This is a genomic window from Mucilaginibacter sp. R-33 (genome assembly GCF_049949235.1).
In the GTDB taxonomy this organism is placed as follows: Bacteria; Bacteroidota; Bacteroidia; order Sphingobacteriales; family Sphingobacteriaceae; genus Mucilaginibacter.
The window spans coordinates 4,447,765-4,466,610 of the sequence record NZ_CP188089.1; the positions used below are offsets into that span (position 1 = coordinate 4,447,765).

Annotated in this window: 9 protein-coding genes, 2 tRNA genes and 3 rRNA genes; 7 read left to right on the plus strand and 7 right to left on the minus strand. The window is 45.1% G+C overall.

Going from position 1 to position 18,846, the window contains the following annotated elements:
* Positions 1-173: 173 nt before the first annotated feature.
* From ACP26M_RS18270 to ACP26M_RS18280, 3 genes are all read left to right on the plus strand, one after another.
* The gene (locus ACP26M_RS18270; protein ID WP_373612495.1) at positions 174-758 is read left to right on the plus strand and encodes a Crp/Fnr family transcriptional regulator; all 585 of its coding nucleotides are present in this window, start codon (positions 174-176) and stop codon (positions 756-758) included.
* 153 nt (positions 759-911) lie between these two features.
* Entirely contained in the window at positions 912-1,628 is a 717-nt protein-coding gene (locus tag ACP26M_RS18275; protein WP_426582100.1) for a pirin family protein, read from the plus strand.
* Positions 1,629-1,632: 4 nt separating this feature from the next.
* Complete coding sequence (locus tag ACP26M_RS18280; RefSeq protein ID WP_426582102.1) at positions 1,633-1,935, plus strand: hypothetical protein; 303 nt, start codon at positions 1,633-1,635, stop codon at positions 1,933-1,935.
* 5 nt (positions 1,936-1,940) lie between these two features.
* Here ACP26M_RS18280 and ACP26M_RS18285 read toward each other — a convergent pair whose 3' ends face one another.
* The 6 genes from ACP26M_RS18285 to ACP26M_RS18310 form a co-directional block, all read right to left on the minus strand.
* A complete protein-coding gene (locus tag ACP26M_RS18285; RefSeq protein ID WP_426582104.1) occupies positions 1,941-2,768 on the minus strand; it encodes a glycine-rich domain-containing protein in 828 nt (275 codons plus the stop codon).
* Positions 2,769-3,163: 395 nt separating this feature from the next.
* Positions 3,164-3,275 (minus strand): 5S ribosomal RNA (gene rrf, locus ACP26M_RS18290).
* 276 nt (positions 3,276-3,551) lie between these two features.
* A 23S ribosomal RNA gene (locus tag ACP26M_RS18295) occupies positions 3,552-6,431 on the minus strand.
* Positions 6,432-6,700: 269 nt separating this feature from the next.
* A tRNA-Ala gene (locus tag ACP26M_RS18300) sits at positions 6,701-6,774 on the minus strand.
* Positions 6,775-6,856: 82 nt separating this feature from the next.
* Positions 6,857-6,931 (minus strand) — tRNA-Ile (locus tag ACP26M_RS18305).
* A 211-nt stretch (positions 6,932-7,142) separates the two neighbouring features.
* Positions 7,143-8,663: ribosomal RNA gene (locus ACP26M_RS18310) — 16S ribosomal RNA — on the minus strand.
* The 16S, 23S and 5S rRNA genes sit together here with 2 tRNA genes alongside, the layout of an rRNA operon.
* Before the next feature lie 753 nt (positions 8,664-9,416).
* Between ACP26M_RS18310 and ACP26M_RS18315 the strand changes: the two genes are divergently transcribed.
* Positions 9,417-10,823, plus strand: coding sequence for a methyltransferase RsmF C-terminal domain-like protein (locus tag ACP26M_RS18315; RefSeq protein WP_426582106.1), 1,407 nt, complete (start codon positions 9,417-9,419; stop codon positions 10,821-10,823).
* A gap of 243 nt (positions 10,824-11,066) precedes the next feature.
* Here the strand turns inward: ACP26M_RS18315 and ACP26M_RS18320 are convergent, their stop codons facing one another.
* Positions 11,067-11,750 carry a porin family protein gene (locus ACP26M_RS18320; protein ID WP_176628862.1) on the minus strand — a complete coding sequence of 228 codons (684 nt, stop codon included), beginning with the start codon at positions 11,748-11,750 and terminating at the stop codon, positions 11,067-11,069.
* Positions 11,751-11,946: 196 nt separating this feature from the next.
* On the opposite strand from ACP26M_RS18320, the gene ACP26M_RS18325 reads away from it, so the two are divergent.
* From ACP26M_RS18325 to ACP26M_RS18335, 3 genes are all read left to right on the plus strand, one after another.
* Positions 11,947-13,659 carry a glycoside hydrolase family 3 protein gene (locus ACP26M_RS18325; protein ID WP_426582109.1) on the plus strand — a complete coding sequence of 571 codons (1,713 nt, stop codon included), beginning with the start codon at positions 11,947-11,949 and terminating at the stop codon, positions 13,657-13,659.
* Between the two features lie 206 nt (positions 13,660-13,865).
* Positions 13,866-17,036 carry an ATP-dependent helicase gene (locus ACP26M_RS18330; RefSeq protein WP_426582111.1) on the plus strand — a complete coding sequence of 1,057 codons (3,171 nt, stop codon included), beginning with the start codon at positions 13,866-13,868 and terminating at the stop codon, positions 17,034-17,036.
* 411 nt (positions 17,037-17,447) lie between these two features.
* Complete coding sequence (locus tag ACP26M_RS18335; protein ID WP_426582113.1) at positions 17,448-18,794, plus strand: M28 family peptidase; 1,347 nt, start codon at positions 17,448-17,450, stop codon at positions 18,792-18,794.
* Positions 18,795-18,846 lie beyond the last annotated feature (52 nt).

The following is an 18,846-nucleotide window of genomic DNA, read 5'->3' on the forward strand; positions in this document are numbered from 1 at the left end:
TTTGCTATCCATACCGCTTTATAAGCATAACATGCGCATATTTTGGCATGGCTTAACTACGGTTGATAAAGCTAATTTAAAAATTATTAAATAATGCCCTGTACCTGTAAAAAACAGGATAGATTAATTGCCCATTCTTCGATAAATAAGCTAAATAAACCACATTTTTGCATATGCCGTTTGATCTGATACTTAACAATCTCGAAAAACACATTCATCTAACCCGCGAAGAACAGGAAATTTTCACGGCTTATTTACAGCCTAAAAAAATAAAACGAAAACAGTTTTTGCTTACTTATGGTGAGATATGCAAGTATTCGGCTTTTGTAACGGCCGGTTGTTTGCGAGGCTATACCGTAGATAAAAGTGGTATCGAACACGTGTTAAACTTTGCCCCTGCCGATTGGTGGATTGCCGATATGTATAGTCTAATTTCGCAAAAACCCGGTATCCAGAATATCGAAGCATTGGAAGATACAGATGTACTGCTGCTCTCAAAAGCAAATCAGGAAAAACTATACACACAAATCCCAAAGTTTGAACATTTTTTCCGGATCCTTACCGAAAATTCTTTGGTAGCCAGCCAGCAGAGGTTGATCGATAGTTTAAGCTTAACTGCCGAAGAACGTTATAATAATTTTTGCAAGCGCTACCCTACACTAATAGATCATCTCCCACAAAAACAAATAGCCTCCTATATAGGTGTAACGCCCGAGTTTTTTAGTAGGATGAAGAGTGAAATGGTAAGGAAGAGGTAGCCCCACCCAAACCCTCCCAGGCAGGGAGGGCTTCAAATGCTGAAAGCCTCCCCTACCGGGGGAGATTTAGAGGGGGCTGTTTTCTTAACCTACATCAAGTGCCGCCAACCAATGTCCCTTTAAATTTGTATTATAATTTAAAGGAAACATACAATGGCACAGACCGTTTTACATAAAGCTAACACCCGCGGACATGCAGACCACGGATGGTTACACAGCTACCAATCATTTAGTTTTGCTGGTTATTACAATCCTCAACGGATGAACTTTGGCGCGTTGAGGGTGTTGAACGATGATACCGTTGATCCGGGTATGGGTTTCGGCAAACACCCGCATGATAACATGGAGATTATATCCATTCCGCTGGAGGGTGATCTGGAGCATAAGGACAGCATGAACAATGTAGCTGTTATCAAAAACGGAGATATCCAGGCTATGAGCGCCGGTACCGGAATTTTTCACAGTGAGTATAATTTTGACCGCACCAGCGAAGTTAAATTTCTTCAAATCTGGATTTACCCTAACAAACGGAACGTTGAACCACGTTATGATCAGATTTCATTAAATCTTGAAGACCGTCATAACAAACTACAACAGGTATTATCCCCCAGCCCCGACGATGCAGGTGTGTGGATCCATCAGGACGCATGGTTTCATTTAGGCAAGTTTGATAAAGTAGTAAGCACCGAATACAGCATCAAGAAAGAGGGCAACGGCGTTTATGCGTTTGTGTTAAGCGGAGAAGTAAATATCAACGGTCAAACATTGAGCAGCCGGGATGCTTTAGGTATCTGGGACACCGACAAGTTCACTATTGAAGCAGGTACCGACGCCGAGTTTTTATTGATAGATGTACCGATGAAATTTTAAGATCATGGAAAAGATTCAGATATTGGTAATTGGCCGGCATCCAGAAATATTAGCCACAGTAGTGAGATTAGTAAACAATAATCCTGACTGGAACGCAACTGGCTGCCTCAGCGATGAGGAGGCCATTGCGGCGTTCAGTACGCAGGATTTTAAACTCGTGCTGTTAGGTGGTGGTGTTGATGAGATGTCGGAATATAAATTGAACGAGTATTTCTATAGTGAAAAACCCAACATTAAAGTAGTTCAGCACTTTGGTGGAGGCAGTGGGTTACTTAGCGCTGAGATTTTTGAGGCATTAGTTAGCTGACTAACTTAATGACTACTGCAACCGCTACATCCTGACGCAGAGCATCCGGAACAGCCGCTTCCACAGCCGCTGCCCCCGCCGCTATGGCATCCATGACCAGAATGCCCGTGATGGCCCGAATCGAAACCGCCATTAGCCCCGCAGCCGGCGGTACTACAACCAGCCCCCCCTCCATTACCGTCACGGTCCCGTTTATCACTATTACGCCCTTCACTATGATAGCTTAATATGGTAACACCAACAAAGATTACCAGGAAAATCAATATAAAAATATCATTATCTGAGGCCTGCATACATAACCATGAAACAAGGATCAACATACCCATCAGCAACAGTACTCTAATTCGTCGAGGTTTACGGACAAGCCAGTATTTATCCAGGTTCACTCGTTGAAAATTGATCTCTTTAAAGCGGGCTTCGTTTCCAGGCCAGATATCAGCAGGCGGCTGTTCGCTAAAACAATTAAAATATAGTTGGCCGGTATCCGTATAAAAGGTATCATACTTTACAGCTTCACTATTTCCGCCTTTAGTAGGATTGTGATGGATCTCTCTTCCGAGTGTATCACGGCAAAGATCAATCCAATATGACCAGGTGAAAGTTAAGTGCAGGTGCCAGACCTGATCGACAGCGTCAGAAGGTGTTACACCATTTTCGGAGATACAACAAAGAAAGATAAAACGTTTGTACTCCACAATCACCTTACGGGTATAAACCGCGTTCCAACCGTTCTCCTGAGCCAGGCGTTCCGAGAATTTAAAAGCAGCATCAGAATCATCCAATTGAAAATCCAGGATTTTTTGCCAAAGTTCGGCTTGTTCTGCTGTAAGCATCTGTTTAGGTTATATAGCCTAAAAGTAGCAAAATAATATCGAAATGAAAATCTGTTATCTTGGCCTGTAAAACGAAATATCTTAAATAGTAAAGCAGTTGTGCAATTTGTTTAGAAAAAAGGGTTCGTCAGGGCGTTTCCTCCGGCCGGGCTATGCGCTCATACGCCTCCAGGCCTTACGCTCATTGGCCGGTATCCGCTCCTATCCCTAACGCGGGGAGGTGAGTGGAGCGCAGTGGATGGTGAGTTGTTAACCATCTGTTTATAACCTCAAACGTCATTCCCTTGCGCCTTTGCGTGAAACCAATAGAGAATTATGAAAAAAACCCGTAAATGCAAAAAGCCTTAGTAATTAGCTAAGGCTTTTGCGTTTGTTACACTATTGAAAGTGATAAAGGGTGGCACCGACCTACTCTCCCACGTTTTACCGCAGTACCATCGGCTCTGGCGGGCTTGACTTCTCTGTTCGGAATGGGAAGAGGTAGACACCGCCGATATAGGCACCTGAATATTTTTAAGTGTGTGGTTGATTATGTGAGCCGTGAGTGGTTCTTGTCTGATTGCTTATATCATGGTAGTTTTGCAACTACTCACCTAATCAACCATTCACCATTCACTATTTTTCACTTGCCACAAACATGACATATTATTGAAAGAAGTGATTGAAGTTAAGAGAAAACAACAGCATTGTTGTTCATTATCTGTTTTGTTTCGGATGAGTGATCAATATCTTGTTCATAGTCTTGCAACTACTCTCTCAATCAACCACTCACCTTAATCCTTCACGAAGAAAGCTTCGGGCAATTAGTATTACTCGGCTATGATGTCACCACCTTTATACCTGTAACCTATCAACGTAGTAGTCTCCTACGACCCTCAATGGAAGTCTCATCTTGTGGCTAGTTTCGCACTTAGATGCTTTCAGCGCTTATCTATTCCCAACGTAGCTACTCTGCAGTACACCTGGCGGCATAACAGATTCACCAGAGGTTAGTCCAACCCGGTCCTCTCGTACTAAGGTCAGCCCCACTCAAACTTCCTACGCCCACAACAGATAGGGACCGAACTGTCTCGCGACGTTCTGAACCCAGCTCGCGTGCCACTTTAATGAGCGAACAGCTCAACCCTTGGGACCTTCTCCAGCCCCAGGATGTGACGAGCCGACATCGAGGTGCCAAACCTCCCCGTCGATATGAGCTCTTGGGGGAGATCAGCCTGTTATCCCCAGCGTACCTTTTATCCTTTGAGCGATGGCCCTTCCATGCAGAACCACCGGATCACTATATCCGTCTTTCGACCCAGCTCGACTTGTCTGTCTCACTGTCAAGCAAGCTTATGCTATTGCACTCCGCGTACGGTTACCAAGCGTACTGAGCTTACCTTTGAAAGCCTCCGTTACCTTTTTGGAGGCGACCACCCCAGTCAAACTACCCGCCAAACAATGTTCTCCACATTGCAGAGTTAGACACCAAATACAGAAAGGGTGGTATTTCAACGTTGACTAACCAACTCCTAGCGAAGCTGGATCACAGTCTCCCACCTATCCTACACATCCTGTATCCGATATCAATGTTAAGCTATAGTGAAGGTGCATGGGGTCTTTCCGTCCCGTTGCGGGTAACCGGCGTCTTCACCGATACCACAATTTCACCGAGCTCATGGCTGAGACAGCGCCCAGATCGTTACACCATTCGTGCAGGTCGGAACTTACCCGACAAGGAATTTCGCTACCTTAGGACCGTTATAGTTACGGCCGCCGTTTACTGGGGCTTCGATTCAATGCTTCGCCTTGCGACTAACATCCCCTCTTAACCTTCCAGCACCGGGCAGGTGTCAGGCCTTATACGTCATCTTGCGATTTTGCAAAGCCATGTGTTTTTGTTAAACAGTCGCCTGGGCCTTTTCACTGCGGCTGACATTGCTGCCAGCGCCCCTTCTCCCGAAGTTACAGGGCCATTTTGCCGAGTTCCTTAGCCATGATTCACTCGAGCACCTTAGGATTCTCTCCTCGACTACCTGTGTCGGTTTACGGTACGGGTTTTTATTACCTGAAGCTTAGCGGGTTTTCTTGGAAGTCTGATTACCTGAACTATCACATCCCCCGAAGGTTCTGTGTACTATCAGCTTTCAGCAAAGTCTGCGTACTTAACTACAAACTCTATACCTACAGCCTTTAACGAACTATTCCGTCAGTTCGCGTCAGTGTCACTACTCCGTCACCGCATCGCAGTAATAAAAAGTACTGGAATATTAACCAGTTGTCCATCGGCTACGCCTGTCGGCTTCACCTTAGGCCCCGACTAACCCTGATCCGATTAGCGTTGATCAGGAAACCTTAGTCTTTCGGTGGGCGGGTTTCTCTCCCGCCTTATCGTTACTTATGCCTACATTTGCTTTTCTATTCCCTCCACAGTCAGTTACCTTCCTGCTTCGCCGGATAATAGAATGCTCCCCTACCAGTCATATTAATATGAATCCATAGCTTCGGTATACTGCTTGATGCCCGTTTATTATCCATGCCCGATCGCTCGACTAGTGAGCTGTTACGCACTCTTTAAATGAATGGCTGCTTCCAAGCCAACATCCTAGCTGTCTGTGCAATCGGACCTCGTTAGTTCAACTTAGCAATAATTTAGGGACCTTAGCTGATGGTCTGGGTTCTTTCCCTCTCGGCCATGGACCTTAGCACCCATAGCCTCACTCCAGCGTATATTATAAAGCATTCGGAGTTTATCTGGATTTGGTAGGATTTGACTCCCCCGCACCCAATTAGTAGCTCTACCTCTTTATAACTCAACCGCCAGGCTGTTCCTAAAAACATTTCGGGGAGTACGAGCTATTTCCCAGTTTGATTAGCCTTTCACCCCTACCCACAAGTCATCCGGAAACTTTTCAACGTTTATCGGTTCGGTCCTCCAGTACCTGTTACGGCACCTTCAACCTGCCCATGGGTAGATCACAAGGTTTCGCGTCTACCTCCCCTGACTATACGCCCTTTTCAGACTCGCTTTCGCTTCGGATCCGTGTCTTAAACACTTAACCTTGCCAGGGAAGAGTAACTCGTAGGCTCATTATGCAAAAGGCACGCCGTCACGGTGTTAACCGCTCCGACCGCTTGTAAGTACACGGTTTCAGGTTCTATTTCACTCCCCTGTTCGGGGTTCTTTTCACCTTTCCCTCACGGTACTGGTTCACTATCGGTCTCTCAGGAGTATTTAGCCTTACCGGATGGTGCCGGCAAATTCCCACAAGGCGTCTCCGACCTCGCGGTACTCAGGATACCACTATCCTATCATTCATTACCCGTACGCAGCTCTCATGCTCTATGGCAGGGTTTCCCACCCCCTTCCGGTTCTTCTTGATATTCATGTTGTGGTCCTACAACCCCTGCTATGCCGTAACATAACAGGTTTGGGCTTCTTCCATTTCGCTCGCCACTACTCTGGAAATCACTATTGTTTTCTCTTCCTCTGCTTACTTAGATGTTTCAGTTCGGCAGGTTAGCGCATTTATGCAATTAGTCTTCAACTAATTAGGTTTCCCCATTCGGAAATCTGCGGATCAATTCATATTTGCTAATCCCCGCAGCTTATCGCAGCTTATCACGTCCTTCTTCGCCTCTGAGAGCCAAGGCATCCCCCGTGTACCCTTTCTTACTTTCTTCTACTCATGCGCCTTTTGCGCCGCATGGTATGTCTTTATTTTAGTCCGTCGTTCGACAGAGTCAAGAGTTCAGGAGTCAGGAAGCAAGATTACTCTTGTTTCTTTATTCTTGTAATCTTGGTTCTCAATCAAACAACTTCCTATCTGTTGTTTTCTCTTGTTTTCAATTACTTCTTCCAATATGTCAAAGAACGTTAGTTGTTAGTGGCAGTCTTTAGTTGCAGCGGCAGTTTCCTGCTTCTGCTACTTATTACTGTTACTTACAAAGTGTGGAGAATAACGGATTCGAACCGTTGACCCCCTGCGTGCAAGGCAGGTGCTCTAGCCAGCTGAGCTAATCCCCCTTTCAGATGAGTGGGCAGTGGTTAGTTTACAGTGGCAGTTAATTACTGCTGCTGCTACTTCTTACTGCTACTTCCCCTTGTGTAGTCCCGAGCAGATTTGAACTGCTGACCCCTACATTATCAGTGTAGTGCTCTAACCAAGCTGAGCTACAGGACTATTTGTTTTTAATTGCAGTTATCAGTTGCAGTTTGCAGGACTTTTCTGCCTACTGCTGCTGCCACTGCTTACTGCCACTTGTCCTGTGCTTACTTGCGTTTGCACATTCCACAGATGGCTTCATCTTCTGGGTTTCCTTTTGTCTTTTTTTTGTGTTTTAAGAAATATCATGTAGGTAACAGTCCCGAGTCAATCAGAGATCCTGCTCCAGAAAGGAGGTATTCCAGCCACACCTTCCGGTACGGCTACCTTGTTACGACTTAGCCCCAGTTACCGACTTTACCCTAGGACGCTCCTTGCGGTTACGCACTTCAGGCACTTCCAGCTTCCATGGCTTGACGGGCGGTGTGTACAAGGCCCGGGAACGTATTCACCGCGTCATTGCTGATACGCGATTACTAGCGAATCCAACTTCACGGGGTCGAGTTGCAGACCCCGATCCGAACTGTGAATGGCTTTAAGAGATTGGCATCCTGTTGCCAGGTAGCTGCCCTCTGTACCATCCATTGTAGCACGTGTGTAGCCCCGGACGTAAGGGCCATGATGACTTGACGTCGTCCCCTCCTTCCTCTCTATTTGCATAGGCAGTCTGTTTAGAGTCCCCACCTTAAATGCTGGCAACTAAACATAGGGGTTGCGCTCGTTGCGGGACTTAACCCAACACCTCACGGCACGAGCTGACGACAGCCATGCAGCACCTAGTTTCGTGTTCCGAAGAACTGTGACGTCTCTGTCACATTCACTAACTTTCAAGCCCGGGTAAGGTTCCTCGCGTATCATCGAATTAAACCACATGCTCCTCCGCTTGTGCGGGCCCCCGTCAATTCCTTTGAGTTTCACCCTTGCGGGCGTACTCCCCAGGTGGAACACTTAACGCTTTCGCTTAGACGCTGACCGTATATCGCCAACATCGAGTGTTCATCGTTTAGGGCGTGGACTACCAGGGTATCTAATCCTGTTTGATCCCCACGCTTTCGTGCCTCAGCGTCAATCATACTTTAGTAAGCTGCCTTCGCAATTGGTGTTCTGTGACATATCTATGCATTTCACCGCTACTTGTCACATTCCGCCTACCTCAAGTACATTCAAGCTCTTCAGTATCAAGGGCACTGCGATAGTTGAGCTACCGTCTTTCACCCCTGACTTAAAAAGCCGCCTACGCACCCTTTAAACCCAATAAATCCGGATAACGCTTGGATCCTCCGTATTACCGCGGCTGCTGGCACGGAGTTAGCCGATCCTTATTCTCAAGGTACATTCAACCCGGTTCACGAACCGGGGTTTATTCCCCTGCAAAAGCAGTTTACAACCCGTAGGGCCGTCTTCCTGCACGCGGCATGGCTGGTTCAGACTTCCGTCCATTGACCAATATTCCTTACTGCTGCCTCCCGTAGGAGTCTGGTCCGTGTCTCAGTACCAGTGTGGGGGGTCATCCTCTCAGATCCCCTAAACATCGTCGCCTTGGTATGCCGTTACCACACCAACTAGCTAATGTTGCGCATGCCCATCTTGATCCTATAAATATTTGATTATAATACGATGCCATATCATAATGTTATGCGGTCTTAATCTCTCTTTCGAGAGGCTATCCCCCTGATCAAGGTAGGTTACATACGTGTTACGCACCCGTGCGCCACTCTCATTAGGAGCAAGCTCCCAAATCCCGTCCGACTTGCATGTATTAGGCCTGCCGCTAGCGTTCATCCTGAGCCAGGATCAAACTCTCCATTGTAAAATGTTTTGTTTAACCACTGACCCTATTATTAATTAATAGAATCTGTATTATTATATCTTTATACAGTCTCTCTTCTTTTTCTAACTCTTCAATCTTCCTCAGCCTTAGCTTTGGTTAATCTCCCGTTACGCTACATGATTTCCATTTCTTAAAAGAACTTGATCGCTTCATCATCCGAATCAGCTATTATGTCGTCGCAATTCGCATTGCTTAACTTGTCAGTTTGTTTCCCCGAAAATCGCTTCCGGCTCTTTTGTTTTACTCATTAACCATCGTTAACTTTCTTCCTTCTTTTATTGACTGAACTCGCTCAGCCTCAACTTCTTTCGCTCTCTCAAGCACCCTTCCGTTTGGGTCTGCAAAGGTAGAAAACCTTTTCTTATTTCCAAAACTTTTTTATTTTTTATTTTTAAAGTTTTGCAGTGCTTCTCTCTCTTCTCTTTCCCTCTTCAACACCGATTCTTTTACCCTTTGTATGAACTACCGCTCCTGTTTGAAGCGGCTGCAAAGGTGCGAATTTCATTTTGATTTAGCAAGTGAAAATTTCACTTTTTTTAATCTTTTTATTCGCTTTTAATTTTCAAAAAACAACGCCTCTTTTTCTAAAGCGGTCACAAATGTACACAGAAAACCATCTACCAACCAAGATATATTTTCAAATAATTAAACCTATTTTACAACTGCCTGTAAATTAAGGTAAAATACATCCCCAAACACCCTCATAATTAAGTAAAGACGGGCATTTAGCTAATGTGTATATTTGAAATGTATATGAATGAGCATAATTTCCCTCCGCATTTCATCGCATCATTGAGCGTGGAAAACGGCTTCGATGAAGAAAATTTTGTAAAAGCGCACCGGTTTGAGGAGGCTCCAACCTCTATAAGGGTTAATCCTTTTAAACCATCTGCCTTAAAAATTACACAAAATGTACCCTGGTGCGCCAACGGATATTATCTTGAAAGCCGCCCGTCGTTCACATTCGATCCTCTTTTTCATGCCGGCTGCTATTATGTACAGGAAGCATCATCAATGTTTATTGATCATATTTTTAAAACCATCAACCAAAATAATGATGATGCGGTAAAAGTACTTGACCTTTGCGCGGCACCCGGAGGTAAAAGCACCTTGCTTAATTCGGCCCTGCAACCTGCCGATTTATTAGTGGCAAACGAAATCATTAAAACACGTGTACCTATATTAACAGATAATTTGAACCGGTGGGGTACAGCCAATACCATTGTTACCAATAATGACCCTAAAGATTTCAGCAGGCTGAAAAGCTTTTTTGATATCATACTCGTTGATGCCCCCTGCTCGGGCTCGGGCATGTTCCGAAAAGATCCGGATGCGATGAGCGAATGGTCGGAAGGGAACGTGAACCTTTGTCATCAGCGGCAGGAACGCATACTTGCTGATATTTACCCAGCCTTAAAAGAAGATGGTTACCTTATATATAGCACTTGTTCCTACTCACACCAGGAAAATGAAGATATCCTGGACTGGCTTTGCACCGAGTTTGAGCTGGAAAGCATCCGCATACCTATTAATAAGGAATGGGGCATTGTTGAAACCCAGTCGCCGGAGAAAAAAGCCTGGGGCTACCGTTTTTACCCTGGTAAGATAAAAGGCGAAGGCTTATTTGCCGCCTGCCTGCAAAAAAAAGAAAACAGCGGCGATCTGGCCTCCTTCAAAAACAACACCCAGCAAAAATTGCCGGGCAAGGAGCTCGACCAGGTGCGCTCATATATTAATAACCCCGACCACCTTTATTATTTTAAGGTAAATGACGACTGGATGGCTATTAACCGCGCCCATAAAGAAAGCCTCAACATACTACAGCGACAGCTCTATATAAAAAAATCGGGCGTAATTATAGGTAAGCTTGCCGGTAAGGACCTGATCCCCGATCACGAACTGGCCCTAAGCCTCATAGTTAATAGGAATGCTATTTTGGAAACGCCCCTTAATAAAGATCAGGCTATCCAATACTTGCGCCGGGACAACATAGAACTATCCACAGCAGATAAAGGCTGGACGCTCATGACCTATGAAGGGCATCCGCTTGGCTGGGCCAAATTATTGCCAAATCGGATCAATAATTATTATCCTAAAGAAATAAGGATCCTCTCGACGCATCCTCCGAGGGAATGGTAATATTATGCCTTTACGTTAGGGATTGAAGCGGATACCGGCCAATGTGGCTAAGGCCCTGCGCAGTATGAGCGGAAAGCCCGGCCGAAGGCAACGCGCTAATAAATAAAGATCGAACTTAAACTCACAAAAAAAGCTAAGCCGCAAAGTTTTGGAATCTCTTCCCCCTTTGCGGTTTAGCGTATTTGCATAAAAGTAAATGCTACATTAAAGTTACTGTGATCAATTACCGTGCTCCATTATTTATTATTGAAATTTAAACCCTAAACCAATTTGCCAAACCTGGTTACGGTAATCGGGCAGGTTTTGATCAGCATAAGGACGATTTTCACCAAGGTCGATATTATAACGACCGCGGATCTCCACATTGCGGTTAATGTCAAAACTTACGCCTACTACACCGGCAACGTAACTATGATTGGCATCATTGTCAATATGATCAACACTGGTACCTAAACCGCTTTCGTAAGTATTTTTGGTTGATGTTAAAAAGGTAAGCTGCGGACCAACCAGCAGGTTAAAGCCTCGTACCACCCTAAATTTAGCCAGCAAAGGCACATCAATATAATTGGTGCGCTGTGTAAATTTCCCGTCCCGGTCATTCACCTCATATCCTTTTTGCGAAAACAATACTTCGGGAGCAAATGACAGCGGGTAGATAATAGGCACATCAAAGGTTAAACCCGCGTGCCAGCCCGCAAGTGAACTCGAACTATAATTGCTGTTATAAGCATCAACCGTGTTTGAAACGTTTAAACCAACCGCCAAACCAACTTTGGGGGTGTAAAAATCATCATAACGGCGTTGGGGCTGAGACCTTTCAACAACCCGGCGGGGCGGGCGGCGATGACGCGGTCCATAGTAATACCCCTGCGCACTAACTGTCCCTACGGTAAAGAGGCACATTGCCAAGAAAAGTAATTTTTTCATCGTATTTGTCTGTTTTAAATAAGTGGCGGAAAAGTCGTTAGCCCGTTAGTTACCGGTTACCGCCGGCTTTTCCTCGTATGTATGTTAATAACGTGATAGATTAATAAAAAACACAAAGGTTTATTAGCGGTTTGATTTTTGTAATAGTTGTAACATCATTTTCATCAAAAATTCAGAATAACGCTACATTTGGCCTATGCAAGCTTCTAAAACCCGCATTTTCTACCCGCTGATTATCATCTTCACATTTTTCACCGCCGATGTTTTTGCACAAAAAGAAAGTTATATCCAATTGTTAGGCAAACAAAACCGCTGGGTCGACTCGGTGTATCATAAAATGAGCCGCAAGCAGCGGGTTGCACAATTATTATTTGTAAGGGCGCATACCAATAAAGGGAAAGCCTATGAAGATTCGGTTGGGCAGGTGATTAAAGAGCAGCAATTGGGGGGCGTTGTATTTTTTCAGGGTGGGCCGGTGCGCCAGGCCAACCTAATCAATAAGTATCAAAAACTGGCCAAAGTACCTTTAATTATAACTATGGACGGCGAATGGGGCCTGGGCATGCGCCTGGATTCTACCATATCATATCCATACCAAATGACCCTCGGTGCCATACAGGATAATAACCTGATTTACAAAATGGGCCAGCAAGTAGCTTATGATTTTAAACGCCTGGGCATGCAAATGAACCTTGGGCCAGATATGGATGTGAACAACAATCCTAATAACCCGGTTATCAATTACCGCTCTTTTGGCGATAACATGTATAACGTGGCCAAAAAAGGTATTGCTTATTTTAAAGGCATGCAGGATGCGGGCTTGCTTACTTCGGCCAAGCATTTTCCGGGGCATGGCGATACCAATGTCGATTCGCATTTTGATTTGCCGCTGCTTCCTTATAGTCGTAGCCGATTAGATTCATTGGAGATGTATCCCTTCCGGGAAGCCATCAATGCGGGTATCAGCGGGGTAATGATCGCTCATATGGGGATCCCTTCCTTAGATAATACGCCAAAACTCCCCTCAACCCTTTCGCGCCCTATTATTACCGGAATCCTGAAAGATTCGTTAAACTTTAAAGGCCTGGTGATATCCGATGCGATGGAAATGAAAGGGGTAACCAAATATTTCCCCAACGGTGAAGCCGATGTAAAGGCCTTTATTGCAGGCAATGACATCATCGAGCTGTCTGAAAACTCCGACCGGGCCATAGGCCTGATCCGTAAAGCTGTGAGGCATGGCAGCGTTAGTGCTGTTGAATTTGAAGCGCGGATCAAAAAGATCTTAGTTGCCAAATACTGGGCAGGGCTTAATCAATACAAGCCAACTGTTTTAACCAATTTGAGCCAGGACATTAACAGCGATGCCGCCAAAGCACTGGTACAACAACTAAGCGATGCCGCGGTAACTCAATTGAAGAACAATAATGTAAAGCTCAATCCATTTTTAAAAACAGCCGTCGTGAGTATAGGGGTAAGCTCGCCAACGCTTTTCCAGATGGAGGTTGTAAAAAGTTTCCCGAACAGCCGCATATTTATAGTTAATAAAGACGCACCGGCGATTGAAGTTACCAACATCCTGAACTGGCTTAAACAATACCAGCAAGTAATTGTGGGCATACATGATACCCGCCTGCGCCCGCAAAGCAAGCTTGACTACAGCAGCGATGTAAAACTGATGATTGCCGATCTGGCATCACGCAAAAACACAGCATTTAGTGTGTTTGCCAATGCTTATACTATAGCGGGTTTGCCGGGACTTGAAAACGCTGGCAGTTTATTGGTTTGCTACCAGATGTCGCCCGAACTGCAACAGTCGGCAGCGAAAGTGCTTAGCGGTCGTTTAAAGCCTACGGGTAAGCTTCCTGTAAGCGTGAATGCATTTTTTACTACGGGGATGGGGTTGTAGGCCCCCCGACCCCTAAAGAGAGAGTTTAAAATAGGATTTCAATATTATTGATGAAAGTCATCTGTTCAATTTTTATGTCTTATTTTTGATATTATTGATTTCGGGCTTAAGATATTGAAGTTCGAACAGTATTATCATACGTCACAAATTCCATACTATAACTAATTAAAAGTCTTCCCCTTCAGGCGGAGATTTAGAGGGGGCTTATGCAATCTACATTCAATAAATATAACGCTAAATTTCAGGAAGCCTTAGCCGGTTTAAACCCCGAGCAGCTGGCCGCAGTTAACAAAATGGATGGCCCGGTGCTTGTAGTAGCCGGCCCCGGTACCGGCAAAACCCAGATCCTGGCAGCGCGGATAGGCAAAATCCTGACCGATACAGACGCTTTACCCAGCGAAATCCTGTGCTTAACGTATACCGATGCCGGCGCAGTAGCCATGCGCAAACGCCTTTTTGAATTTATCGGCCCTGATGCTTACCGTATTAATATATATACGTTCCATGCTTTTTGTAATGAGATTATCCAGGAGAACCTCGAGTATTTCGGCAAGCTGAATTTGGAATCCTTATCCGACCTGGAATCGGCCATGCTTTTCCGTGAGCTGGTTGATGAGTTCCCGAACGATCACCTGCTGAAGCGTTTTACGGGCGATATTTATTACGACGTTCCCCGGCTTAAAAGCCTGTTCAGCACTATGAAGCGGGAAAACTGGAATGCCGAAATGATCGAACAGGCGGTAAATGACTATCTTGAAGACTTGCCTAACCGAGAGGAGTTTATTTATAAACGGGCTAATGCCAAAGCAGGCATCAAGATTGGTGATCCGAAGCAAAAAGATATCGACGCCGCGCACGACGTGATGAAAAAACTGCTGGCTGCTGTTGGAGAGTACCAAAACTACACAGAAAAAATGAAAAGCCGCGGCCGCTATGATTATGACGACATGATCATTTGGGTGTTGCGCGCTTTCCGCGATAATGAGGAAATCCTGCGCCGCTATCAGGAGCGTTACCAGTATATTTTGGTTGATGAGTTCCAGGATACCAGCGGATCGCAAAACGAGTTACTGCGTTTCCTGCTTAATTATTGGGATACCCCAAATGTTTTTGTGGTAGGCGATGATGACCAATCGATCTTTAAATTTCAGGGGGCAAACATGAAAAACATCCTTGATTTTGCCAATGACTACGTAGATACACTATACACCGTAGTGCTAAAACATAACTATCGCTCCAGTCAGCAGATCCTCGACATTTCAAAAGCGCTTATCGATAACAATTTCGAGCGATTGACCAGTCAGCTTAATTTAGATAAAGCTTTAAAATCGTCGCATCCACGTTTTAATAACCTGTTGGTCGAGCCGGTGATCCGGGAGTACGAGAACCCTGATAAAGAACTGGTTGATGTATCGCTGCAGATAAAACAACTGGTTATTGACGGTGTACCGCCGGGCGAGATAGCGGTAATTTACCGCAACCACAACCAGGTTGAGGAGATGATCAAATTTTTGGACGTGCAAAAGATACAGGTAAACACCAAGCGCAAAATTGACGTGCTTACCCAGCCCTTTGGCGAAAAGATCATCAATATCTTACGTTACCTTACCATGGAGCTCGATTCGCCATACAGCGGGGATGAATTACTATTTGAGATCATGCACTATGATTTCTTTAACATCCCCCCTATTGAAATTGCCAAGGCAAGCGTTGCCGTGTTTAAAGAAAACTTTGGTACCCTGGCTTACAATCAGCCTAAAACTTCTATCCGCCGTTACGTAAGCGAGATGAGGCCACCCAAACAGGCAGACCTTTTTCACCCCGATCAACAACAGGAGATGCGGTACCTCGTAAGCAATATCGATTATCTGCTCAAAGAGTCGGTTAGCGTTACGCTGCAACAGCTTTTTCAAAGTGTGATAGCCAAAATGGGCATCCTGAAATATATTATGCAGCAACAGGATAAGGGCAGCTACATGCAAATGCTTACCAGTTTTTTCGATTTCCTGAAAGATGAAAGCCGCAAAAGGCCCGACATCAGCCTGGATGATTTGATCTCGACCATCGAGATGATGAAGAAACATCAGATCCGCCTGGAGCTTAACCAAAGCATCTTTTCGGAGAATGGTGTTAACTTCCTCACCGCACACGGCTCAAAAGGGCTTGAGTTTGAATATGTGTTTTTTATTGGCTGCGACAAACGTACCTGGGACAGTAAAGGCCGGAACAGCGGTTTCAGCTATCCCGACACACTTACCCGCTCCGCAGCTGATGAAATTGCACAGAAAGAGGAAGCACGCCGTCTGTTTTATGTGGCGGTAACGCGTGCCAAGCAGCACCTTATGATCTCATACGCTGCCAAGGACAGGAAAGACAAAGACCAGGAGGCTAGCCAGTTTATAGGCGAGATATTAGCCAGCACCAACATGCAGGTACAATACCCTAAAGTGGATGCCATGGATATGATCGAGTTCCAGGCAACCCAATTCAGCGAAGCCGAAAAACCAAAGGTTGAGTTACTGGATAAAAACTACATCAACCAGCTGCTGCAGAATTACACGCTATCAGTAACCCACCTGAGCAGTTACCTGGATTGCCCGCTGCGATTTTATTTTCAGTGTTTGATCAGGGTACCATCGGGTAAAAGTCCGGCGGCTACTTTTGGACAGGCGGTACACTGGGCACTCAATAAAACTTACAGGCAGTTGAAGGATAATGGCAACGAGTTTTTGAGTACGGAAAATTTCATGCGCGAGTTTAGATGGTATATGGCCCGTAATCGCGATTCATTTACTAAAGATGAGTTTAAACTGCGCTCGGCTTATGGCGAAAAGATCTTGCCGCCATACTACGAGCAAAATGTACCGCACTGGAACAAAATAGCGGTAACCGAGCGCCCTATCAAAAATATTGAAGTACACGGCGTACCTATTAAAGGTAACCTGGATAAAATTGAATTTGAGGGCAAGCAGGCTACTGTTGTTGATTATAAAACGGGTAAAGTAAAAAATGCCAAAGAAAAACTGATGCGCCCAACAAATGATCTGCCCAACGGAGGCGATTACTGGCGCCAGGCAGTTTTTTACAAGCTCCTTGTTGATCATGACCGCAGTAACGACTGGGAAGTTATAAGCACTGTATTTGATTTTGTTGAACCCGTAGCCGACAACGAATATTACCGCGAAAAATTTGTGATAACACCCGATGACATGGAAACGGTAACCGGCCAGATCACCGAAACTTACGCCAAAATCATGGCGCACGATTTCAGCACAGGCTGCGGCAAAAAAGAATGCGACTGGTGCCATTTTGTAAAAAGCAATTTTAAACAGGCCGATGAGATTTTGGGGATTGTTGCGGAAGAGGAAGGAGAATAAAAGATGCTGATGTAGAGACGCATAATTGCGTCTCTCGCAGGACAGGCAATCGGAAATAAATAGTTCGATAGACGCATGTGATGCGTCTCTACATTAAAAAAAACCACTACCATACCATATGAAATATATCATCCCATGTTGCTTTGGCAATGTGATCACACTTACCCCATACAGAAACGACAGGGGTTAACAGGGTTAACACAAATTCAAATACCCCTTAATAAAAATCTGATAATCAGTCATTTATAAAACACGCAGGGTTACACAAAAAATCCCCAGTGGTCGCTGCTATCGCCTGGAACATACAAATTTATAGTCGCCGTTGAACGAATCGCATCACGTGATTATTACAATATGTTTCATTCTGCAAATTCATTAATTCCATAAATTCGGGTTTCAGACATACATCATATGAAACACATCCTCCCATTCCTCCTCCTCATCTTAACCTTGCCTGCCACTGCCCAAACCATCATAAAACAGGACGCTGGCATTAAGCAAATGGTTGATGAGGTATCAGCCAAAAACATTGAGGCTACCATCCGCAAACTGGTTAGCTTTAAAAGCAGGCACACGCTGAGCGATACAACCAGTAAAACCACGGGCAGCGGTGCAGCGCGCAACTGGATCAAGGCCGAAATGGAGAAATATGCTTCGGAATCAAACGGGAGGATGACCGTGCAGTTTGATACGTTCACACAGCCTAAAGGTACACGTATCGATAAACCCATCAAGCTCAAAAACGTACTGGCCACACTGAAAGGTACCGATCCGAATGATACGCGGGTGTACCTGGTATCGGGACATTATGATTCACGCATCAATGATGTGATGGACGCCAACGGGGTTGAACCCGGTGCCAATGATGATGCTTCAGGCACTGCTCTTTCGATGGAACTGGCCAGGGTGATGGCTAAAAGATCGTTCCCTGCCACTATTATTTTCATGACAGTGGTTGGTGAAGAGCAGGGTTTGTACGGATCTGCCAACGTAGCCAAACGGGCCAAAGCCGAAAACTGGAATGTGGATGCCATGCTGAATAATGATATCGTTGGCAATACTTACGGCATGGAAACTGACCTGAAAGATAACCGCAGCGTACGTGTTTTTAGCGATGGTGTACCTACAGCAGCTACCGATAAACAAGTAACGGTTTTGAAATCATTAGGAGGGGAAAATGATAGTCCGTCCAGACAACTGGCGCGGTATACCAAGGAAATTGGAGAGCGTTATGTTGACCAACTGGATGTGAAACTCATTTACCGGCGCGACCGCTACTTGCGCGGCGGCGATCACCTGCCGTTTTTAGAGCAGGGCTTTACAGCTGTAAGGTTTACCGAAATGAATGAAAACTTTAATCGCCAGCACCAGAATATCCGCACCGAAAACGGCGTAGAATACGGTGACCTGCCCAATTTTGTAGATTTTAATTACGTGCAAAAAGTAGCCCGCATGAACCTATCGGTATTAGCCAGTCTTGCTTCAGCCCCTGCCGAGCCGCAGAATGTAGGTGTGATCACCAGCGACTTAACCAATAAAACTAAACTGAAATGGGAAGCTCCCGCTACCGGTAAAAAGCCCACAGGTTATTATGTATTAATGCGCGAAACTATCAGCCCTTATTGGGAAAGGAAATTTTATGTAACCGATACTTCGGCTATGTTGAATTATTCAAAGGATAATTATTTTTTTGCGGTGCAATCTGTTGACGCGGATGGGCATGAAAGTTTGCCTGTGTTTCCGAAGCCGGTTAGGTAATCTTTTTTTTGACAGATAATAGATTTATCACCATCTTTATAGCTAAAAAAGT